Annotated in this window: 20 protein-coding genes, 2 tRNA genes and 1 pseudogene; 10 read left to right on the forward strand and 13 right to left on the reverse strand. The window is 65.8% G+C overall.

The features are described 5' to 3' along the window. The first annotated feature begins 79 nt into the window (after window positions 1-79). The 6 genes from argS to PVW49_RS01300 all read left to right on the forward strand — a co-directional run bounded on the left by argS (window position 80) and on the right by PVW49_RS01300 (window position 5,685). A complete protein-coding gene (argS, locus tag PVW49_RS01275; protein ID WP_074835731.1) occupies window positions 80-1,825 on the forward strand; it encodes an arginine--tRNA ligase in 1,746 nt (581 codons plus the stop codon). Window positions 1,826-1,902: 77 nt separating this feature from the next. Then, window positions 1,903-2,961, forward strand: a complete 1,059-nt coding sequence (locus PVW49_RS01280; protein ID WP_074835729.1) for an SPOR domain-containing protein — start codon at window positions 1,903-1,905, stop codon at window positions 2,959-2,961. Beyond that, a complete protein-coding gene (locus tag PVW49_RS01285) occupies window positions 2,958-3,956 on the forward strand; it encodes a glycoside hydrolase family 3 N-terminal domain-containing protein (RefSeq protein WP_274589699.1) in 999 nt (332 codons plus the stop codon). Before PVW49_RS01280 ends, PVW49_RS01285 begins: the two co-directional genes overlap by 4 nt. 3 nt (window positions 3,957-3,959) lie before the next feature. Continuing rightward, the gene (locus PVW49_RS01290; protein ID WP_048531897.1) at window positions 3,960-4,757 is read left to right on the forward strand and encodes a segregation and condensation protein A; all 798 of its coding nucleotides are present in this window, start codon (window positions 3,960-3,962) and stop codon (window positions 4,755-4,757) included. Then, window positions 4,758-5,420: an SMC-Scp complex subunit ScpB gene (gene scpB, locus PVW49_RS01295; RefSeq protein WP_048531896.1), complete on the forward strand. Its 663-nt coding sequence runs from the start codon at window positions 4,758-4,760 to the stop codon at window positions 5,418-5,420. A 70-nt stretch (window positions 5,421-5,490) separates the two neighbouring features. Continuing rightward, the gene (locus PVW49_RS01300) at window positions 5,491-5,685 is read left to right on the forward strand and encodes a hypothetical protein (RefSeq protein ID WP_274589700.1); all 195 of its coding nucleotides are present in this window, start codon (window positions 5,491-5,493) and stop codon (window positions 5,683-5,685) included. Window positions 5,686-5,852: 167 nt separating this feature from the next. On the opposite strand, the gene PVW49_RS01305 is transcribed toward PVW49_RS01300, so the two are convergent. The 8 genes from PVW49_RS01305 to PVW49_RS01340 form a co-directional block, all read right to left on the reverse strand. Beyond that, window positions 5,853-6,923 (reverse strand): 2'-deoxycytidine 5'-triphosphate deaminase, encoded by a 1,071-nt coding sequence (locus PVW49_RS01305; protein ID WP_274562313.1) that lies wholly within the window; start codon window positions 6,921-6,923, stop codon window positions 5,853-5,855. 64 nt (window positions 6,924-6,987) lie between these two features. Next, window positions 6,988-7,064: transfer RNA gene (locus tag PVW49_RS01310), tRNA-Pro, on the reverse strand. Between the two features lie 64 nt (window positions 7,065-7,128). Next, window positions 7,129-8,232, reverse strand: a complete 1,104-nt coding sequence (locus PVW49_RS01315) for a MerR family transcriptional regulator (protein WP_274589701.1) — start codon at window positions 8,230-8,232, stop codon at window positions 7,129-7,131. A 12-nt stretch (window positions 8,233-8,244) separates the two neighbouring features. After that, window positions 8,245-8,547, reverse strand: a complete 303-nt coding sequence (ihfA, locus tag PVW49_RS01320) for an integration host factor subunit alpha (protein WP_048531893.1) — start codon at window positions 8,545-8,547, stop codon at window positions 8,245-8,247. Between the two features lie 101 nt (window positions 8,548-8,648). Next, on the reverse strand, window positions 8,649-9,620 hold the full coding sequence (locus PVW49_RS01325) for a beta-ketoacyl-ACP synthase III (protein WP_048531892.1): 972 nt from the start codon (window positions 9,618-9,620) through the stop codon (window positions 8,649-8,651). Next, window positions 9,617-10,750 carry a phosphate acyltransferase PlsX gene (plsX, locus tag PVW49_RS01330; protein WP_048531891.1) on the reverse strand — a complete coding sequence of 378 codons (1,134 nt, stop codon included), beginning with the start codon at window positions 10,748-10,750 and terminating at the stop codon, window positions 9,617-9,619. The genes PVW49_RS01325 and plsX overlap by 4 nt, the downstream gene beginning before the upstream one ends. A gap of 27 nt (window positions 10,751-10,777) precedes the next feature. After that, the gene (gene rpmF / locus PVW49_RS01335) at window positions 10,778-10,984 is read right to left on the reverse strand and encodes a 50S ribosomal protein L32 (protein ID WP_048531890.1); all 207 of its coding nucleotides are present in this window, start codon (window positions 10,982-10,984) and stop codon (window positions 10,778-10,780) included. Window positions 10,985-11,228: 244 nt separating this feature from the next. After that, on the reverse strand, window positions 11,229-11,798 hold the full coding sequence (locus PVW49_RS01340; protein ID WP_274589702.1) for a YceD family protein: 570 nt from the start codon (window positions 11,796-11,798) through the stop codon (window positions 11,229-11,231). Between the two features lie 88 nt (window positions 11,799-11,886). On the opposite strand from PVW49_RS01340, the gene PVW49_RS01345 reads away from it, so the two are divergent. The 3 genes from PVW49_RS01345 (at window position 11,887) to PVW49_RS01355 (ending at window position 15,179) form a co-directional block, all read left to right on the forward strand. Beyond that, window positions 11,887-12,348: an outer membrane protein assembly factor BamE gene (locus tag PVW49_RS01345; RefSeq protein ID WP_074835719.1), complete on the forward strand. Its 462-nt coding sequence runs from the start codon at window positions 11,887-11,889 to the stop codon at window positions 12,346-12,348. Window positions 12,349-12,464: 116 nt separating this feature from the next. Further along, window positions 12,465-13,196 carry a GNAT family N-acetyltransferase gene (locus PVW49_RS01350; RefSeq protein ID WP_074835813.1) on the forward strand — a complete coding sequence of 244 codons (732 nt, stop codon included), beginning with the start codon at window positions 12,465-12,467 and terminating at the stop codon, window positions 13,194-13,196. A 174-nt stretch (window positions 13,197-13,370) separates the two neighbouring features. Further along, entirely contained in the window at window positions 13,371-15,179 is a 1,809-nt protein-coding gene (locus tag PVW49_RS01355; protein WP_074835717.1) for an ABC-F family ATP-binding cassette domain-containing protein, read from the forward strand. Window positions 15,180-15,276: 97 nt separating this feature from the next. On the opposite strand, the gene PVW49_RS01360 is transcribed toward PVW49_RS01355, so the two are convergent. After that, window positions 15,277-16,377, reverse strand: coding sequence for an AbrB family transcriptional regulator (locus PVW49_RS01360; protein ID WP_074835716.1), 1,101 nt, complete (start codon window positions 16,375-16,377; stop codon window positions 15,277-15,279). Between the two features lie 99 nt (window positions 16,378-16,476). Between PVW49_RS01360 and PVW49_RS01365 the strand changes: the two genes are divergently transcribed. After that, window positions 16,477-17,625, forward strand: coding sequence for an acetoin utilization protein AcuC (locus tag PVW49_RS01365; RefSeq protein ID WP_274589703.1), 1,149 nt, complete (start codon window positions 16,477-16,479; stop codon window positions 17,623-17,625). Here PVW49_RS01365 and PVW49_RS01370 read toward each other — a convergent pair. The 4 genes and pseudogenes from PVW49_RS01370 to PVW49_RS01385 form a co-directional block, all read right to left on the reverse strand. Next, a tRNA-Gly gene (locus PVW49_RS01370) sits at window positions 17,604-17,677 on the reverse strand. The two genes, PVW49_RS01365 and PVW49_RS01370, sit on opposite strands and share 22 nt — an antisense overlap. Before the next feature lie 141 nt (window positions 17,678-17,818). Beyond that, a complete protein-coding gene (locus tag PVW49_RS01375; protein WP_244526451.1) occupies window positions 17,819-18,361 on the reverse strand; it encodes a fasciclin domain-containing protein in 543 nt (180 codons plus the stop codon). 12 nt (window positions 18,362-18,373) lie between these two features. Continuing rightward, window positions 18,374-18,931: pseudogene (locus tag PVW49_RS01380) on the reverse strand (fasciclin domain-containing protein); the annotation flags it as partial. 149 nt (window positions 18,932-19,080) lie between these two features. Next, a complete protein-coding gene (locus PVW49_RS01385; protein WP_048531880.1) occupies window positions 19,081-19,614 on the reverse strand; it encodes a cytochrome P460 family protein in 534 nt (177 codons plus the stop codon). Between the last annotated feature and the right edge of the window lie 6 nt (window positions 19,615-19,620).

Genomic DNA, 19,620 nt, shown 5'->3' on the forward strand with positions numbered 1-19,620 from the left:
GGCCGGGCGGCGGCCCGAGGCTTCGATTGACGCCCGCGCGCGGCATGATAAACCCCGGGCAAGCTTGAAGGACCAGACGATGAACCTCTTTTCCGACCTGCGCGGGACGGTGATTGCCGCGCTCGACCAGATGACCGCCGAGGGCTTGCTGCCCGAGGGCCTCGATTTCGCCAATGTGGCGGTGGAACCGCCGCGCGATCCGCTGCACGGCGACATGGCCACCAATGCCGCGATGGTGCTGGCCAAACCGGCGCAGAAAAAGCCCCGCGACATCGCCGAGGCGCTGGCCGATAAGCTGCGCGCCGACGATCGGATCACCGAGGCCGATGTTGCCGGCCCCGGCTTTCTCAACATGCGGCTGTCGCCCGCCGTCTGGCAGGGCGTGGTCGGCACGGTCCTGACGCAGGGCAGGGATTTCGGCCGCTCCGACATGGGGCAGGGCCAGAAGATCAACGTCGAATATGTCTCGGCCAACCCCACCGGCCCGCTGCACGTGGGCCACACCCGGGGCGCGGTCTTTGGCGACGCGCTGGCCAGCCTGCTGGATTATTCCGGCCATACGGTGACCCGCGAATATTACATCAATGACGGCGGCGCACAGGTCGATGTGCTGGCCCGCTCGGTCTATCTCCGGTATCTCGAGGCACATGGTCAGGAAGTCGCCTTCGAAGACGGCACCTATCCCGGCGATTACCTGATCCCGGTGGGCGAGGCGCTCAAGGACAAGGTCGGCGACGCCTATGTCGACCAGGGCGAAGAGGTCTGGCTGGCCGAGGTGCGCGACTATGCCACCGAGGCGATGATGGAACTGATCCGCGCCGATCTGGGCCTGCTGGGCGTGCAGATGGATCATTTCTATTCCGAGAAATCGCTTTATGGCACCGGCCGGATCGAAGCCGCGATCCAGGACCTCGACGCCAAGGGGCTGATCTATCGCGGCACGCTCGAGCCGCCCAAGGGCAAAAAGCCCGAGGATTGGGAACCGCGGGAGCAGACCCTGTTCAAATCCACCGCCCATGGCGATGACGTGGACCGGCCGATCAAGAAATCCGACGGCAGCTGGACCTATTTCGCGCCGGACATCGCCTATCACTATGACAAGATATCCAGAGGCTTCGACGGCCTTATCGATGTCTTCGGCGCCGATCACGGCGGCTATGTCAAGCGCATGAAGGCGGCCGTTTCGGCGCTGTCGGACGGCAAGACGCCGCTCGACATCAAGCTGACGCAGCTGGTCAAGCTCTACAAGAACGGCGCGCCTTTCAAGATGTCGAAACGCGCCGGCACTTTCGTCACCCTGCGCGATGTCGTCGATCAGGTCGGGCCCGACGTGACCCGCTTTGTCATGCTCACGCGCAAGAACGATGCGCCGCTGGATTTCGATTTCGACAAGGTGCTGGAACAGAGCCGCGAAAACCCGGTGTTCTACGTGCAATATGCCAATGCCCGGGTGCATTCGGTGCTGCGCAAGGCCCGCGACGCAGGCATGGCGCCCGAGGCCGGCGCGCCGAGCCGGGCCGATCTGGCCAAGCTGGACCATGCGGCGGAACTGGCGGTGGCCAAGAAACTGGCCGAATGGCCGCGCCTTGTCGAGATCGCGGCGCGCACCCATGAGCCGCATCGCGTTGCTTTCTATCTCTATGAACTTGCTGGCGAATTCCACACGCTCTGGAACCGGGGCAACGATCTGCCCGAGCTGCGTTTCCTGCAAGAGGGTGACCGGGACACATCGCTGGCGAAAATCGCATTGGCGCGGGCCGTGTCGGTTGTTATTTCCGCCGGTCTTGGTATCCTTGGCGTGACCCCGGTGGAGGAGATGCGCTAAGACATCTGGTCGCCGGTCAATAGAGCAGTCAGTAGCATAACCCCGCGGCGCGTATCGCGGGGAGCGGAGAGGCGAAAATGGCAGATTACCAGATGTCCGGATCCCCGGTGGGATACGGTGGGCAAGGCGGATTCCAGACACATACCCCTGAACCCGGTCGCAAGGGCGCCGGCATGGGCACCTATGCCAATGTGGCGGGGGCGGCGGTGTCGCTGGCGCTATTGCTGGGCGTGGGCATCTGGGGCTACCAGCTACTGGTGCGAGATGTGTCCGGCGTGCCGGTGGTCAAGGCAACCTCAGGGCCCTGGCGCGTGGCGCCGGAAAACCCCGGCGGCGAAGCCGCCGATCACCAGGGCCTGGCCGTCAATGAGGTGGCCGGCCGTGGCACCGCCTCGGGCCCGGTCGACCGGGTGGCGCTGGCGCCGCAACCGGTGGGGCTGGAAGAAGAAGACGTCCCGCGCGAAGCGCCGCGCCTGCGCAGCCAGGAGGCCGCAGCGCAGACCGAACTGGCCACTTTGCCCGACACCGATGAGGCCGCGCCGGTGCCCGCGTCCCTGGCGATCATGACCAACCGGGTCGAGGGGGGCACCGCCCCCAAACCGGACGGCGATGCCACGATCCAGGCGCTGGTCGATCAGGTGGTCGCGGATGCCATGCCGCTGGGCGATGACGCGCCTGCCGCGGGACAGCCGGTCAAGACCGCGCTGAAACCGGTGGCGGAAGAACAGGCGCCGGTGGTCACCGGGCCCGGCGTACGTCGCAGCCCGCGCCCGCGCAACCGCCCCGCCGAGCTTGTCCGCGCCAGCCAGGTGTCCGCCGTCACCCCGGTGGCCGCCACCCCCGCCGTGGCCGAGGTGGCGACGCTGGCCGCCGCGGATCTGGCCACCGGCACCCGCCTTGTGCAACTGGGCGCCTATGAGAGCGCCGAGGTCGCCGAGCAGGAATGGGGCCGGATTTCGGGCCGGTTCGACAGCTTCTTTGACGGCAAGGCGCGGGTGATCCAGAAAGCCAAGAGCGGCGGCCGCACCTTCTATCGTCTGCGCGCCCATGGCTTTGGCGATCTGGCCGAGGCCCGCCGGTTCTGTGCCGCGCTGGTGGCGGAACGGGCCGATTGCATTCCGGTCGTGGTGAAATGACCGCCACCGCCGCGATTTTCGCCCCGCGCGGGGAGAAGCTGACCGGCGTTGAACGGCAATTCTTTCGCGATGTGGACCCCTGGGGCTTTATCCTGTTCGCCCGCAACATTGGCGATGCGGCGCAGATCCGCGCGCTGTGCGATGATCTGCGCGCAACCGTGGGCCGCGACGCCGCGATCCTGATCGATCAGGAAGGCGGCCGGGTGCAGCGCATCCTGCCGCCTCTGGCACGGCGCTGGCGTCCGCCGCTGACCGATGTGGCGCGGCTCGGCGCGAGAGCGCCCGAGGGCATGTACCTGCGCGCCCGGATCATGGCCGAAGAGCTGCGCGGCTTTGGCATCGACGTCAATTGCATCCCGACGCTGGATGTGGCGGGTGAAGGCACGCATGAGTTCCTGCGCAACCGCTGCTACGGCGAAACCCCCGACCAGGTGACCGACGTCGGCCGCGCGGTGGTGCGCGGACTGCTCGATGGTGGCGTGCTGCCGGTGATGAAACACATCCCGGGCCATGGCCGGGGCCGTGTCGACAGCCATCTCGAGCTGCCGCATACGCGGGCCTCTGTGCATGAGCTGCGGGCGGTCGATTGGGTGCCCTTTGCCGCGCTGAGCGATGTGCCGATGGGCATGACCGCGCATATGATCTTCGAGGCGGTCGATCCACATTTCCCGGCCACGCAATCCGGTGCGATGATCAACCTGATCCGTGAAGAGATCGGCTTTGCCGGTTTGCTGATGACCGACGACATCTCGATGCAGGCGCTGAGCGGCACGCCGGGCGACCGCGCCAAAGCGGCGATCGCCGCCGGCTGTGACCTGGTGCTGCATTGCAACGGCTATCTCGACGAGATGCGCGACGTTGCCGACAACGCCGGGCCGATGAGTGAGGGCGCGATGCTGCGTGGACGCGCCGCGCTGGCGCTGCGCCAGCCGGCAGGAGAGGTTGACACCGAGGCTCTGGATGCGCAGTTTGAGGCGCTTCTGGCAAGGCGCTAGGCTATGGACGAAATCGAATTCGACGAGACACCGCAAGAGCCACAAAGCGTTGCTGACCGGCTGGCGGCCGAGGCGCTGATCGTCGATGTCGACGGTTTCGAAGGTCCGCTCGACCTGCTTCTGATGCTGTCGCGCACGCAAAAGGTCGATCTGCGCAAGATCTCGGTGCTGGAACTGGCGCGGCAATACCTGGCCTTTGTCGAAAAGGCCAAGGCGCTCAGGATCGAGCTGGCGGCGGATTACCTGGTCATGGCGGCCTGGCTGGCCTTTCTCAAATCGCGGCTGCTGTTGCCGCCCGATCCCGAGGAAGAAGGTCCGTCGGGCGAGGACCTGGCGGCGCATCTGGCGTTCCAGCTCGAACGTTTGCAGGCGATGCGCACCGCCGCCGCCCAGCTCATGGCCCGCAACCGGCTTGGGCGCGATGTTTTCGCGCGCGGGGTGCCGGAGACGGTTGAGCGCGTGAAGTCAGTGACTTACACGGCGACCTTGCTGGACTTGATGCAGGGCTATGCCCGCATCCGCACGCGCGACGAATTCCGTCCCTTCGTGATGGACCGCGACTCGGTCTTTACCATGGAAGAGGCGCTGGAGCGGATGCGGGGCATGATCGGGTTCGCCGGCACCTGGACCGATATTTCCCTATATCTTCCAGAAGGTTGGGCGGCAGACCCGGTGCGGCTCCGTTCGGCCACCGCGGCGACCTTTGCGGCCTCGTTGCAACTGGTCAAGGAGGGCAAGGCGGAATTGCGCCAGCAAGGCACATTCGAGGCGATCGAGCTTCGCCGGATCACGGATAAATAGATGAGCGACGACGTGCAATCGACTGACACCGAAGAGAAAAGCCTCTTCGCGGCCCCGCCCATGGCGGAACAGGAGCGGATGGTCGAAGCCGTGCTCTTTGCGAGCGCCGAGCCGGTGACGGTCAGGGATCTCGAGGCCCGAATGCCGCATGGTTGCGATGCCGCCGAGGCGCTGGTGCATCTGCGCCGGCGGTACGAGGGGCGCGGCGTGCAGGTCATCAAGGTCGGCGAGGCCTGGGCGATGCGCACCGCCGCCGACCTGGCCTTTCTGATGCAGAAGGAAACGGTCGAGACCCGCAAGCTGTCACGCGCCGCCATCGAGACGCTGGCGATCATTGCGTATCACCAGCCGGTCACCCGCGCCGAGATCGAGGAAATTCGTGGTGTGAGCGTGTCGCGCGGTACGGTGGATCAGCTTTTGGAAATGGAGTGGATCCGCTTTGGCCGCCGCAAGATGACGCCGGGGCGGCCGGTGACCTTCGTTGTCACGCCGGAATTCCTCGATCATTTCGGGCTGGAAAGCGCGCGCGACCTGCCGGGGCTCAAGGAACTGCGCCAGGCGGGCCTGCTGGAGAGCCGGCCGCTGCCCGGCACGCCGCAATTCGGCGAAGGCGAGGACGAACCCGAGGCGGAAGCGGGACAAAGCGAGCTTTTCGAAGACTGACCGCGGGAACGCCCATATTCTGGCACGATTTGCTGTTATTCCATGGGCACATCATACGGGAGAGCGGGCGATGAACGCCAATCAACTGATCAACATGGTCGTGCGGATGTTTCTGAAAAAGGCGATGAGCCGTGGCATCGATGCCGGCATCGACCGGGTCACCAAACGCAGCGGCGCGCGGGGAAACAGCCCAAAGCAAACCAAGGCTCAGGCGCAACAGGCCAAGCGCGCAATCCGCATGGCGCGGCGGGCTGGTCGGTTGTAAGCGTCTCTTCATGTGTTGCATGAATTTAACGCGATTCATTAACTTAAGGTATTGCATGAAGTTAAGGTAATGCCTCAACTTCATGTGATGGGTGAACCTTCCCTTCCGGCTTATGGCTTTGCATTAGGATCGCCACGTAAAAGATTGTTTTGCAATTAAAAAACGCCTTACTTGAAGTGCTTTGACAACTTCAACCCCTGGCCCTGGTAATTCGACTGCAAGCCGGCGCCATACAGCACGTCGGGCTGTGCCTGCATCCGCTCATAGACCAGCCGGCCGACGATCTGGCCATGTTCCAGCACGAAGGGCGCCTCGTGACAGCGGACCTCGAGCACGCCGCGCGCGCCTTGACCGCCGGCGGCATCATGGCCGAATCCGGGATCGAAGAAGCCGGCGTAATGCACCCGGAACTCGCCTACCATGGCGATATAGGGCGCCATCTCGGCGGCGTAGGCGGGCGGGATATGCACGGCTTCGCGGCTGACCAGAATATAGAAGGCGCCGGGGTCGAGGATCAGGTGACCGCTGGTGCTGTGCAGCTCTTCCCAGAACTCCAGCGGATCGTAATGGCCGATCCGGTCAAGATCGATCACCCCGGTATGGGGTTTGGCGCGGTAGCCCACCAGCGTGCCCTCTGCCGGCTCCAGATCGACGGAGAAGCCGAGGCCGCCATCGATCACCGCCTCGCTGTCGACAAGCGGTGTCTCGGCGTGGACAGCGCGCAGGGTGGCGTCGTCCAGCACCGCCTGACCCTTGCGAAAACGGATCTGGTTGAGCCGCATGCCGGGGCGGACAAGCACGGAGAACGACCGCGGGCAGATCTCGGCATAAAGCGGGCCGGTGTAGCCATCGGGGATGCGGTCGAACTCGGTGCCCTGATCGGTGATCAGCCGGGTCAGCAAGTCGAGCCGGCCGGTCGAGCTCTTGGCATTGGCCACCGCCTGGATACCTGCGGGCAGGGCGAGCGATTCCATCAGCGGCACCACATAGACCGCGCCCTTTTCCAGCACCGCGCCGGCGCTGAGGTCGATCTCGTGCATGCCGAATTCTTCCAGCCGATCCGAGACCTTGCGATTTTGTCCGGCGAGGAACGAGGCGCGCACGCGATAGGCCTTGTGACCCAGCCGCAGATCGAGGCTGGCGGGCTGAATCTGCGCCTCGATGATCTCGGGATTGCCGGTTATGGCCCCCTGGGCGATCAGATCGCTGATGTGCTGGCTTGCGAGTACACCTGTCATGTGCGGTTTCCTTTCGAACAAGGACCCGACACACCGCAGGGTGTCTTTTGGGGGAGGAGTATAATGGTCGGGCTAGCAGGACTCGAACCTGCGACCTTCCGTCCCCCAGACGGACGCGCTACCAGGCTGCGCCATAGCCCGACTGGAGTGCCTACATACCTGTTTTCGGCGGCGGGGCAAGAGGTAATTGCCAACATTTTCAAAGTCAGTTTCTGGCGGCGTGACTCATTGCGCGCGCATGGTCGCGGACCCGCACGATCAGCGTCTCGATCTGCTCGGCACTCAGCCCCAGGTCGCGGGTTTTCGGTGCGGTGAGCAGGGTCAGCAGGCCAGGGGCAGCGGCAACCTCGTGGTCGCTCGGATCGGGCGGGACATCGATGTCGCGGACGCGCGGTGCATCATCGTCGTCGTCCTCCTCCTCGGCCTCGGAGTCGCGCAGGACGGCGGCCAACAGCGCGGCGTCGTCTTCGGGCGACACCTGTGACGGGACCGGTGCCGTGGCTTCCGGCGCCGGGTCGGGCAGGGCATGAGACAGCGGGTCTGGCTCCGGCTCCGAGGGCGCCTGCGGCGCATCTTCGGCGGCCTTCGTGGTCTCGGCCGGATCAGCCGGCGGCGGATTGTCGAGCGCCTCTTCGGGCAGCGGTGTCGCCGACGGGCCGCCGGGCGTCTCGGCCAGACGTTCCGACATCGGTTTTTGCAAGAAGTCCGGCAGATCCTCGGTGTCGGCCGTTTCGGCCGGGCTGTCCGGCGCGCTCGGGGCGGGTGTGGCTTCCTCCGGCGAGGCAAAGGCATTGTCGCTGCCGGTGCCTTCGGGCGCAAAGAGATCGGTGATCTCGGGCGTCGCCTCGCGAAGTGTCTCGCTCGGCGCGGACAGGGGCACGGCGGATTCGGGCTCGCTCGGGGCGGGCGTGTCCGGCGGGGCGTCGCCCGGGCCGCTGCGACTGGTGAAATCCAGCACCTGACCGGTTTCCGGTGCCATGGGCGCCGGCGTGGCCTGTGGAGTCGCCTCGATCATCGCCTCGAGATCTTCCTCGAGTGGCGGCGACATGGCCGAAACGTGTTTGATCCCCTGTTCACGCAGGATCTTCTGCACGCCCTTGATGGTCATGCCGTCGTCATGCAGCAGCTTCTTGATGCCGCCGAGCAGCGTCATGTCGGCGGGGCGGTAATAGCGCCGTCCGCCGGCGCGTTTGACCGGCTTGACCTGGCTGAACTTGCTTTCCCAGAAGCGCAGCACATGCGCCGGGGTGTTCAGCCAATCGGCGACCTCGGAAATGGTGCGAAAGGCGTCGGGGGATTTGCTCGGCATCGCCCGCGCCCTTTAGCGCCGGTTGCCCGCGGCGACCCGGTCTTTCATCAGGTGCGACGGCCGGAACGTCAGGACGCGGCGCGGCTCGATCGGCACTTCCTGCCCGGTCTTGGGGTTGCGGCCGACGCGCGCGGCCTTGTCACGCACGGAAAAGGTGCCGAAGGACGAGATCTTGACCTGCTCACCGGCGACCAGCGCATCGGACATCAGGCTGAGCACACGTTCGACGAGTTCGGCGCTTTCGTTGCGCGAAAGCCCGACTTCGCGAAACACCGCTTCGCTGAGGTCCATACGTGTCAGTGTCTTGTCGCTCATCAGAAATCTCCCCAGATTTTCCACAGCTTAGGCGGGGGAGCAAATCCGAGTCAATATGAACGACCGGGGCAAAGGCGAAAAACCCGTGCAAAAACCGTCGATTACCAGCGCAGAACCACGGCCCCCCAGGCCAGGCCGCCGCCGATTGCCTCGGTCACGATGAGATCGCCCTTTTTGATCTGCCCGCGCTCGACGCCGACGGAGAGGGCAAGAGGAATCGATGCCGCCGAAGTGTTGCCGTGGTCCTGAACGGTGACAACCACCTTGTCCATCGGCAGGCCCATCTTGCGCGCGGTGCCCTGGATGATGCGGATGTTGGCCTGATGCGGCACCACCCAATCGACATCCTCCGAGGACACGCCGGCGCTGTCCATCGCCTTGACGGCGGTGGCGGCCAGCTTTTCGACGGCATGGCGAAAGACCTCCTTGCCCTGCATGCGCAGAAAGCCGGTGGTCTGGGTCGAGATGCCGCCATCGACATAGAGAATGTCTTTGTGGCGGCCGTCGGAATTGAGATCGGTGGCCAGGATGCCGCGATCCTCCGGGGTGCCGTTCCCCTCCTGCGCCTCGAGCACCAGCGCGCCGGCGCCATCGCCGAACAGCACGCAGGTCGACCGGTCGTTCCAGTCCATGATCCGGCTGAAGGTCTCGGAACCGATCACCAGCACCCGGCTGGCCTGGCCCGAGAGGATCAGCGCATTGGCATTGGTCAGCGCATAGGCAAAGCCGGCACAGACTGCCTGAAGATCGAAGGCAAAGCCGTGATCCATGCCCAGCTTGGCCTGCACCATGCTGGCGGCGGAGGGAAAGGTCAGATCGGCGGTGGAGGTGGCCAGGACGATGGCGTCGATGTCATTGGCCGCGAGCCCGGCCTGGTCCAGCGCGCGCTGGGCTGCCTTGGTGGCAAGATCGGAGGTGGTTTCGCCCTCGGCGGCGAAGTGGCGACGTTCGATGCCGGATCGCGAGCGGATCCATTCATCGGAGGTATCCAGCGTCTTTTCGAATTCGGCGTTTTCGACCACCCGTTCGGGCAGGTAATGACCTGCACCGATAACAACCGCGCGTCGCGTCATATATGCTCTCCTGTGGTCGCTCCGTCACCCTGGGCGTTGTCTTCCCTGGCTTGTTCGGCGACCTGCGCGGCTGCCGCGATATGGGCAGCCACTTTTTGGTTGAACCCGGCATTGGCCAGCTTGAACGCCAGCTTGACCGCGGCGCTCACCGCCATGGCATCGGCCGATCCGTGGGATTTTACCACAGTTCCGTTCAATCCGAGAAAAACCCCGCCATTGACCCGGCGCGGATCGATGCGTTTTTGCAACCGGCGCAGCGAGGGCAGGGCGAGAAGCGCCGCCAGCCGCGACAGCGGGGTGTATTTGAAGGCTTCCTTGAGAAAGTCGCCGATCAGGCTGGCGGTGCCTTCGCCAGTCTTGAGCGCGACATTGCCGGTGAAGCCGTCGGTCACGATCACGTCGGCGCGGTTGCCGGGGATGTCACCGCCTTCGACGAAGCCCACGAATTCATAGCGACCGTTCTGGGCGTGGTTGCGGATCAGGTCATGCGCCTCGCGCAGCTCCTGCCGCCCCTTGTGTTCCTCGGTGCCGACGTTGAGCAACCCGATGCGCGGCGGATCGACATGCAGGCCGTTGCGCGCATAAGAAGCGCCCATCAGCGCGTATTGGAACAGATCATGCGCATCGGCGCGGACATCCGCCCCGACGTCGAGCATGACGTTGAACCCCTGTTTGTTGCGCGAGGGCCAGAGCACACCGATGGCCGGGCGGTTTACCCCCGGCAGCTTGCGCAGACGCACCATGGAGAGCGCCATCAGCGCGCCGGTATTGCCACAGGAGACCGCCACGGCCGCCTCGCCGTCGCGCACCGATTCCAGCGCCGACCACATCGAGGTGCCCTTGCCACGGCGCATCACCTGGCTGGGCTTGTCGGTCATCGCGACAACGCCCTCGGCATTGCGAATCTCACAGCGGCCGCGCAGCGTCTTGCGCTTGGCGACAAGCGCGCGCAGTTCGTCCTCGGGACCGTGCAGGATAAAGCCCAGATCGGGGTTTTTGCGTGCCGAGCGGTCACATCCCGCGACAACGGGGCCGGGACCTCGGTCCCCGCCCATCGCGTCAATCGACAAGACAACACGCCTGTCACCCGGCCCGGCCTCTGCCGCAGTCTGTCTCGTGGGTGCGGTCATGAGGGAGAGGCCTTGCCAGAGGAAGCCTTAGGCTGCGTCTTCGTCCAGCTCGATTTCGTCTGCCACGGCAACGACTTCACGTTCCGCGTAATGGCCGCAGGACGGGCAGACATGGTGCGGGCGCTTCAGCTCACCGCAGTTGTCGCATTCGTTGGGGTTGGCAGCGACCAGGGAATCATGCGCACGGCGGTTGTTCCGGCGCGATTTGGACACTTTATTCTGCTGAACAGCCATGGCTCAATCTCAAGTCTTTCTCGGGGGGCACGTCAGCCGCGCCCGCGGTTTCGGATGGTTCCGGGCAGATACGCGCACATGTGCGGTATATACAACCCCAAATCTCTCAGAGGGCGCGAAAATACGACTTTTCGGCCCCCTTGCAAGCGATTCCTTTGTCGCAGGCAACCCGCGTCCCGGGCCCGGTGGCTGTGGCGGCAAGGAGGCCCCGGATCGGGGTCCGGGGCGCGCGGGCGGGCATGGCTCAGACCTCGCCCTCGCCGTTTTCCAGCTTGCCCTTGAGGGCCGCCAGGGCGGCAAAGGGTTTGGTGTCCTTGTCGCGCAGCGGTGTCTTGCCCGGCTCGGTCACCACCATTTCGCCCAGAGGCGGCGCAGTCTCGGCGCGCGGATAGTCGGGGATATGCAGCGCCAACGCCTCGAGCATCACCGCATGAGGGTCGATATGGCTGGCCAGCGGCTCGGCGGTGTCATCCTCAGGCATCTCGGTCTCGGCGCCTTCCTGCACGGTCTCCTGCCAGTCCGAGACATAACGGCGTTCGACATCGGCCTCGATCCGCGTGGTTACCGGCTCGAGCGTCTGCACGCAGGGCTGCACCACCGTCGCGCCAAGCCGTCCGGTCAGCACGAAGTCGCGTTTTCCGGCGCTGCGGATCTCGCCTTCGAAGCGCAGCTTGCGCAGCGCGCTCAGGTCGAAATCGGCCGCCAGCGCCCGGCGTTCGGGCTCGGTCGGGGCGAGGGCGAACCGATGCGGCCGGTTATGCGGCAGGGCGGTGACCACCAGCGCATGGCGGCTGTAATCGATCTCTTGTGACATGAACCTGAGCGCATCCTTTCTTGAACCACGGGCCAACCTTCTGTAAGCGGGATATAAAGTACGGCAGGTGCAAAGCAAGAGGGCAGAAATGACAGGCAGAACCAAAGCCATGCGCATGGTGGTTGCCTTGGCCTGCGCCGCCGTCCTGTCGGCCTGCGTGGCACAATACCGCAATCACGGCTACCTGCCCAGCGACAGCGAACTGTCCGATGTGATCGTCGGCGTCGACACCCGCGACACCGTGGCCGAGACCATCGGCGTGCCCGGAACCAGCGGCGTTCTGGATCAGGGCAATTATTATTACGTCGGCAGCCGGGTGCGCCACTACGGCGCCTTTCCGCCGGAAATCGTCGAACGCGAGATCGTGGCGGTGGAATTCGATGCCGATGGCGTGGTGCGCAATATCACCCGCTACGGGCTCGAGGATGGTCGCGTGGTCGCGCTGACACGCCGGGTGACGGTGACCGGCGATGGCGACATCGGCTTCATCCGCCAGCTCTTTGGCAACATCGGCGGCATCAACCTCGGTGGCATCGGCGACGGCGGCTGAGCCGGGCCGCGGCGCCACAGCGCGGGTGCGGCGTGACGTGTGGTCATCAATCCGTCATACTTGTCTGACAGCAGGAGGCCGACCAGCTGTTGGTCATTGCCAGGCGGAACATTCTGATGAAAGCACTGATCAAGGGCCGGTATATGTCGCGGATCGCCGAGACCGCCGAGGATGTCGCGGCCGCCCAGGCGCTGCGCCATCTGGCCTTTCACGGCCGCCCGGGCCGCGACGCCGATGAATTCGATGCCGACTGCACCCATCTGCTTGTCGAGGACCGGCGCGACAACAGGCTGGTCTGCTGTTTCCGCATCCTGCCGCTGACCGGCGGCTCGGAGATCGCGCGCAGCTATTCGGCGCAATATTACGAGCTTTCGGCGCTTTCCGCCTATCAGGGACGGATGGTCGAAATGGGCCGGTTCTGCGTGCATCCCGAGGTGGCCGACGCCGATGTGCTGCGCGTCGCCTGGGGGGCGATGACCGCCTATGTCGATGACAATGCGGTCGAGCTGCTGTTTGGCTGCGCCTCGTTCCGGGGCACCGAGGCCGGCGAATACTACGACGCCTTCGCCATGCTCAAGGAGCGCCACCTCGGGCCGAAACGCTGGCTGCCCAAGGTCAAGGCGCCGAATGTCTTTCGCTTTGCCGCCCGGCTGCGCCGCAAACCCGACATGAAGCTCGCCATGCGGCGGATGCCGCCCCTGCTGCGCACCTATCTGATGATGGGCGGCTGGGTGTCGGATCATGCGGTGGTGGACCGGCAGATGAACACGCTGCATGTCTTTACCGGGGTGGAAATCGGGGCGATTCCGCCGGCCCGCAAGAAGCTGCTCCGGGCGGTGGCGGGATAGCTGCCGGTTCGGGTGGCGGCCGGGATCGGGTGCGGGCCCGCGGCCCCGGCTTGCGGCGGTGTCGGGAGGCCGGCGCCGACCGCGCGATCTGGCCGGCGCAGAAGGTATTTTCGGCAAGAGGAAGCAGCGGTGTCGGGCCTTGACCATCGGGCGTGGCGCCTCTAGCTGCGAGCCATGGCACAGATACCCCTTTTGCAACTTTCCGGCATTTCCCTGACCTTCGGCGGCGATCCGGTGTTCGATTCTCTCGACCTGGTGGTGCAGGAGCGCGACCGGGTGGCGCTGGTCGGGCGCAACGGCTCGGGCAAGTCGACGCTGATGAAGGTGATGGCCGGGCTGGTCGAGCCCGACCGCGGCAGCCGCGTGGTGCCGCCGGGCGTTTCGGTGGGCTACATGGAGCAGGAGCCCGACCTCTCGGGCTTTGCCACCTTGGGCGATTTCGCGGCCAGCGGGCTGGAGCCGGGCGAGCTTTACAAGGTGGAGCGCGCCGGCGAGGGGCTGAAGTTCGATCCGGCGCGGCCGGTGGCGACCGCCTCGGGCGGCGAGCGGCGGCGCGCGGCGCTGGCCAAGCTGATGGCCGAGGCGCCCGACCTGATGCTGCTCGACGAGCCGACCAACCATCTGGATATCCAGGCGATCGGCTGGCTGGAGCGCGAGTTGAAGGCGCCGCGCGCCGCCTTTGTGCTGATCTCGCACGACCGGGCGTTTCTCAATGCGCTGACCCGGGCGACGCTCTGGATCGACCGGGGCATGACCCGCCGGCAGGAAAAGGGGTTTGCCGATTTCGAGGCTTGGCGCGACAAGACCTGGGAAGAAGAGGATCAGGCGCGCCACAAGCTCGACCGCAAGATCAAGAGCGAGGCCCGCTGGGCGGTCGAGGGCATCAGCGCGCGGCGCAAGCGCAACATGGGCCGGGTGCGCGCGCTCGGCGATCTGCGGGCGGAACGCGCCTCGATGATCAAACGCGCCGGCACGGCGGCGATGGCGCTGGAGGCGGGGCCGAAATCGGGCCGCAAGGTGATCGAGGCCGAGGCGATCTCCAAGACCTTTGGCGACAAGCCGATCTGCCGCGATTTCTCGTTGCGGATCCAGCGCGGTGACCGGGTGGCCTTTGTCGGTCCCAATGGCGTGGGCAAGACGACGCTGCTGAAGATCCTGCTGGGCGAGATCGCGCCGGATGCCGGGCGTGTCACCCTGGGCACCAACCTGATGCCGGTGGTCTTCGATCAGGCGCGGGCGCGGCTCGATCTGGAGGCGACGCTCTGGGACAATCTGACCGGCGATCCCGAGATGCGGGTTTCCGGCAAGGCCGATCAGATCATGGTGCGTGGCCAGCCCAAGCATGTGGTGGGCTATCTCAAGGAATTCCTGTTCGACGAGCGCCAGGCGCGGGCGCCGATTTCCTCGCTTTCCGGTGGCGAACGGGCGCGGCTGCTGCTGGCCAAGATCATGGCGCGGGAAAGCAACCTGCTGGTGCTCGACGAGCCGACCAACGATCTCGACGTCGAGACGCTGGACCTGCTCCAGGACCTGCTGGGCGATTACGACGGCACGGTGCTGCTGGTCAGCCACGACCGGGATTTCCTTGATCGGGTGGCGGCCACGACCATCGCCATGGAGGGCAATGGCAAGGTGACCGCCTATGCCGGCGGCTGGAGCGATTACCAGTCGCAGCGCCAGCCGGAGGCGGTGGTGGAAAAGGCCGAGACGCCAAAGCCGTCGAAGCCGAAGGTGAAGCGGCAGATGAAGGCACCCGCCGGCGGGCTCAGCTTTACCGAGAAGCACCGGCTCGAGGAATTGCCGGCGGTGATCGAACGGCTGGAGGCGGAAATCGGCAAGCTCGAGGGGCTCCTGGCCGACCCGGCGCTGTTCACCCGCGAACCGGTGAAGTTCAAGAAGGCCACCGAGGCGCTGGTCGAACGCCAGGACAAGCTTGAGGCGGCCGAGGAGGAATGGCTGACGCTGGAAGAAAAGGCCGGCTGAGGCGGGTTGGGCGCGTGGCCCCGGGGCGGGCCTGACCGTCTGGCGCGCGTCCCGGTCTTTGCGCCGGGTCCGCCCGGTGGCCGGGACGCCCGCTGGATCACCGCCGGGGCGGGTCGTTCTCGGACGGGACTTTTGCGGTCTGTCTGGTCGTTTGCACGCGGGTCAGCAGGGTCAGCTCCACCACCGTCAGCAGGATGCGCAGCACGTGGTGCAGGCTGACCAGCGCCGGGCTGGCGGCGAGGCTGAGGGCGATGATCGACATTTCGGTCACGCCGCCCGGGGCAAAGCTGATCAGCAGCACCAGGAAGGGCAGACCGGTGGCAATATGCAGGCCGGTGGCCAGCCCGGCGCCGAGGATCAGCATGAAGCCCACCGAGAGCAGCGCCAGCCAGACCGAGCGGCGCAGCATCCGCGCCGTGACCCCCTTGAACCGCAGCCCGAGGCTGGCGCCGACGACGACCTGCGCGGTGGCGATCATCCAGAACGGCACATGCAGATCGATATAACCCGCCATCGACAGCCCGGCGGTGAGAAACAAAGGGCCGGTGATCTGGCCCGCAGGCAGGCGCAGCAGGCGCGCCAGCGCCAGACCGACAGCGGCGGCGATCAGCACCAGAAGCAGCTCGCCCGCGGTGATCTGCGCCGTCTCGCCGGGAAGCGCGCCCGCGGCGCTGCCCACCGGGTGGCCGAGCCAGAGCGAAAGACCGGCGGGCACCAGCGAGACCACGACAATGATCCGCAGGAACTGCTGGATCGTCAGCAGGCGCAGATCGGCCCCGGCGCTTTCGCCCAGCAGAATGCTCTCCATCAGCCCGCCGGGGGTGCCGCTGAAGAAGGCGGTCGTGCGGTCGTAGCCGCCGAGACGACGGAAGATCACGACATTGCCGGCATGGGCGCAGGCGATAAAGACGATGAGCGCGGCCAGGGTCAGCGGCAGATATTGCAGCTGGGACAGCAGGTCGGGCGTGGCCTGGGTGCCGATCATCACGCCGATCAGGGTGATGAACCCGGTGCGCAGCCGCATCGGGAAGTCGTAACTGGCCAGCGGCCCGTTCTGAAACACCGCCACCGCCAGCGCCGAGCCGATCAGCGCGCCGATCATCCAGGGCATCGGCAGCCCGAGGGCCGCGGCCAGCGCGCCGAACAGACCGCAGGCCAGAAGCAGGAGACAGGTAAGACAGACAGTGCGAAAAGTCATTGCCGGCGTTCTATACCGCGACGTCAGGGAGGTGAAGGCCGGGCCGGCCGAACTTGCGATGGGCTCGCGCTCAGCGTGAAAACCGGTCAGACTGGCGGCATGACAGAGGCAGTTTTCATCGGTTCGGGCATCTATCGCGGCTCGACCTACGGCCGGCGTCATCCGCTGAGCATACCGCGGGTGCCGACGGTGATCGACCTGTCGCGCGCGCTGGGCTGGTTGCCGCCGGATCGCTACCGGGTCTCGCCCCGGGCCAAGCCGGTGGCCCTTCAGGCCTTTCACACGCCGGGGTATATCGCGGCGCTGCTGGCGGCCGAGGCGGCGCAGGCGGTGAGCCATGAGATGCGCGCGCTGCACGGGCTGGGCACCCTGTCGAACCCGGTCTATGCCGAGATGTACCGCCGGCCGGCCACGGCCGCCGGCGGGTCGCTGCTGGCCGCGGCATTGCTGCGCGACGGCGGCGTGGTGTTCAATCCCGGGGGCGGCACCCATCACGGCATGGCCGACCGGGCGGCCGGGTTCTGCTATCTCAACGATCCGGTGCTGGCCTTGCTGGCGTTCCGCGCGCAGGGGCTGCGGCGCATTCTCTATATCGATATCGATGCGCATCATTGCGACGGGGTCGAGGCGGCGCTGGCCGGCGCCGGCGACATCCGCATGATCTCGGTGCATGAGGCGCAGCGCTGGCCGTTTACTGGCGCCTTTGCGGACCGGGCCGGCGGTGCGGCGCTCAACCTTCCGGTGCCGCGCGGGCTGAATGACAGCGAATTCGCCGTGCTGCGCGACCGGGTGATCCTGCCCGCCATCGACCGGCTCGATCCGCAGGCGATCGTTTTGCAATGCGGCGCGGATGCGGTGGCCGAAGATCCGCTGGCGCGACTGGAACTGTCGAACCGGGCGCATTTCGACCTCGTGGCGCGGCTGCACGGCGCAGCGCCGCGGCTTCTGGTGCTTGGTGGCGGTGGCTACAACCCCTGGAGTGTCGGGCGGCTCTGGACCGGGGTCTGGGGCGTGCTGAGCGGGCAGGAACTGCCCGACAGGCTGGGCGGCGCGGCCTCTGCGATCCTGCGCGACCTGACCTGGGTGCGACAGCGCGGCCCGGTGCCCGCCTATCTCACCACCACGTTGCAGGATGCGGCGCGCCCGGGGCCGGTCAGACCCGAGGTCGGCGAGCTGGCAGAGGCGGCGGCAAAGCGGGCCCGACACTGGGCCTGGAGTGGGGAAAATGGAGCGGGTAACGGGAATTGAACCCGTAACTTAAGCTTGGGAAGCTCGCGTGATACCTTTTCACCATACCCGCGCTCTGGATCGTCGAAATAGCGCAGAGCGCGACGCTCTGCAAGAGCCATGGCGCAGGATCCGCATCCGGCAGCCGGCACGAAAAAGCCGCCCCGGCGTTGCGGGGCGGCCCTTTGTGCTCTGTGGGTGGCAAGATCGGAGATCAGCGCGGCAGGAGCACGCCTTCGACCACATGGATGACACCGTTCGATTGCATGACATCGGCCTGGGTCACCTCGTAGGCATTGCCGTTTTCGTCAAAGATGAACACCCGATTGCCGGCCGTCACCTTGGCCGAGAGCGCATCGCCCGAGACCGCTGCAAAGTGATAGAAGTTGTCGCGGCTCTTGCGTGCCTCGCGGATGATGTCTTCGGCGGTCCAGCTGCCGGCCACCACATGCGCGGTCAGGATCTTGGTCAGCTGGTCCTTGTTCTCGGGTTTCAGCAGGGTCTCGACGGTGCCGTCGGGCAGGGCGGCAAAGGCGTCATTGGTGGGGGCAAAGACGGTGAAGGGGCCGGGGCCCGACAGGGTTTCGACCAGACCGGCGGCCTTCACGGCGGCGACCAGGGTGGTGTGATCGGCCGAGTTCACCGCGTTTTCGACGATGGTTCTGTTGGGGAACATCTTGGCGCCGCCCACCATCGGAACATCGGCGTCCGCCATTTCCATCGCCGCATCGGTTTCCATAGCGGCGTCACTTTCCATCGCCGCGTCCTCGGCGGGCAGAAGTACGGTATCGATGACATGGATCACGCCGTTCGATTGCTTGACGTCGGCGATGGTGACGGTCGCGGTCCGGCCCTGTTCGTCCTCGATCATGATCTTGTCACCCATATAGGTGGCTTGCAGGGTGCAGCCGCCCACCGTCGACACCGGATGGGTGCCACCATCGTCGTCGATCATGCCCTTGATCGCCATCGACATCGCATCGGCGGCCACCACGTGGCAGGTCAGCACCTCGGTCAATTCGTCCTTCATGCCAGGTTGCAGCAGCGCCTCGACGGTGCCGTCGGGCAGGGCGGCAAAGGCGTCGTTGGTGGGCGCAAAGACGGTGAATGGGCCTTCGCCGGACAGCGTTTCGACCAGCCCGGCGGCCTTGACGGCGGCGACAAGCGTGGTGTGATCGGCGGAATTGACGGCGTTTTCGACAATCGTCTTGTCGGCAAACATCGCGGCGCCGCCAACCATCGGATTTTCGGTTTCGGAATGGCTTGCGGCGAAGCCGGCAGTCGCCATGCTGGCGGCGAGCGCGGTCGCGGAAAGAATACGTGTCATGAAGGTGTCTCCCTTTGAAGTCGCCGCACCGTCATCGGCGCGGGATGCAAGGAAGTACGGGATCACCAACGAATTAGTTTACCTGGATCACGGTTACGTGATGCCGCGTGTCCCGCAGCGTGACGCCGCGAGACCGCGCTGGCGCGGAGTTACGGGGTAATCGCCGCATTGGTAAAGAGATAGTTGTCCGAGCCGGAGTGACAGGCGATGCAGCCTGCATCGGCGCCCTTGGCCACCCGTCCCGCCAATTGCATCCCGGCCGGGTTCTGATCAAGCGTGCCGTCGGGCAGGTATTTCACCCAGAACCAATCCTGATTGTCCGCGTCATACCCTTGCTCGCGGCGGAACATGACGGTGATCGATCCGAGATGCTCTTCGGGCGCGGCCTGCACCTCGTCGGCCGAGACGCCCGCCGGGCCGTAGTTGCGCTTGACGATCAGCGTGCCGGTATGGCCATCGACGGTGCCTTCGGTGAAAAACGTCTCGAGCATCAGGCCATGCGGTTCGATGCCCTCATAGGGGATCGCGTGGATCATGCCGTCGCCGACCATCCGCAGCTCTTCCATCACGCTCCAGAGATCGGCGGCATAGGCCGCGTCGGCCTCGGTGCCGAACGGCGCATCCTGCGCGTTGGCGGTGGCCGCGGCCGCTGCGAGCGCCAGAGCGAAAATATGTTTGGTCATCTCAGT

This window comes from Marinovum sp. PR37, assembly GCF_028807375.1.
GTDB classification, from domain to species: Bacteria; Pseudomonadota; Alphaproteobacteria; order Rhodobacterales; family Rhodobacteraceae; genus Marinovum; species Marinovum algicola.

Excerpts from the sequence above, each read along its gene's own strand:
- PVW49_RS01385 (WP_048531880.1), bottom strand. The coding sequence starts at position 19,614 with ATGACCAAACATATTTTCGCTCTGGCGCTCGCAGCGGCCGCGGCCACC.
- PVW49_RS01350 (WP_074835813.1), top strand. The coding sequence starts at position 12,465 with ATGAAAGCACTGATCAAGGGCCGGTATATGTCGCGGATCGCCGAGACC.
- PVW49_RS01285 (WP_274589699.1), top strand. The coding sequence starts at position 2,958 with ATGACCGCCACCGCCGCGATTTTCGCCCCGCGCGGGGAGAAGCTGACC.
- scpB (WP_048531896.1), top strand. The coding sequence starts at position 4,758 with ATGAGCGACGACGTGCAATCGACTGACACCGAAGAGAAAAGCCTCTTC.
- PVW49_RS01375 (WP_244526451.1), bottom strand. The coding sequence starts at position 18,361 with ATGGAAAGTGACGCCGCTATGGAAACCGATGCGGCGATGGAAATGGCG.
- PVW49_RS01305 (WP_274562313.1), bottom strand. The coding sequence starts at position 6,923 with ATGACAGGTGTACTCGCAAGCCAGCACATCAGCGATCTGATCGCCCAG.
- PVW49_RS01360 (WP_074835716.1), bottom strand. The coding sequence starts at position 16,377 with ATGACTTTTCGCACTGTCTGTCTTACCTGTCTCCTGCTTCTGGCCTGC.
- PVW49_RS01345 (WP_074835719.1), top strand. The coding sequence starts at position 11,887 with ATGACAGGCAGAACCAAAGCCATGCGCATGGTGGTTGCCTTGGCCTGC.
- ihfA (WP_048531893.1), bottom strand. The coding sequence starts at position 8,547 with ATGAGCGACAAGACACTGACACGTATGGACCTCAGCGAAGCGGTGTTT.
- argS (WP_074835731.1), top strand. The coding sequence starts at position 80 with ATGAACCTCTTTTCCGACCTGCGCGGGACGGTGATTGCCGCGCTCGAC.
- PVW49_RS01340 (WP_274589702.1), bottom strand. The coding sequence starts at position 11,798 with ATGTCACAAGAGATCGATTACAGCCGCCATGCGCTGGTGGTCACCGCC.
- PVW49_RS01290 (WP_048531897.1), top strand. The coding sequence starts at position 3,960 with ATGGACGAAATCGAATTCGACGAGACACCGCAAGAGCCACAAAGCGTT.
- plsX (WP_048531891.1), bottom strand. The coding sequence starts at position 10,750 with ATGACCGCACCCACGAGACAGACTGCGGCAGAGGCCGGGCCGGGTGAC.
- PVW49_RS01355 (WP_074835717.1), top strand. The coding sequence starts at position 13,371 with ATGGCACAGATACCCCTTTTGCAACTTTCCGGCATTTCCCTGACCTTC.
- PVW49_RS01280 (WP_074835729.1), top strand. The coding sequence starts at position 1,903 with ATGGCAGATTACCAGATGTCCGGATCCCCGGTGGGATACGGTGGGCAA.
- rpmF (WP_048531890.1), bottom strand. The coding sequence starts at position 10,984 with ATGGCTGTTCAGCAGAATAAAGTGTCCAAATCGCGCCGGAACAACCGC.
- PVW49_RS01300 (WP_274589700.1), top strand. The coding sequence starts at position 5,491 with ATGAACGCCAATCAACTGATCAACATGGTCGTGCGGATGTTTCTGAAA.
- PVW49_RS01325 (WP_048531892.1), bottom strand. The coding sequence starts at position 9,620 with ATGACGCGACGCGCGGTTGTTATCGGTGCAGGTCATTACCTGCCCGAA.
- PVW49_RS01315 (WP_274589701.1), bottom strand. The coding sequence starts at position 8,232 with ATGCCGAGCAAATCCCCCGACGCCTTTCGCACCATTTCCGAGGTCGCC.
- PVW49_RS01365 (WP_274589703.1), top strand. The coding sequence starts at position 16,477 with ATGACAGAGGCAGTTTTCATCGGTTCGGGCATCTATCGCGGCTCGACC.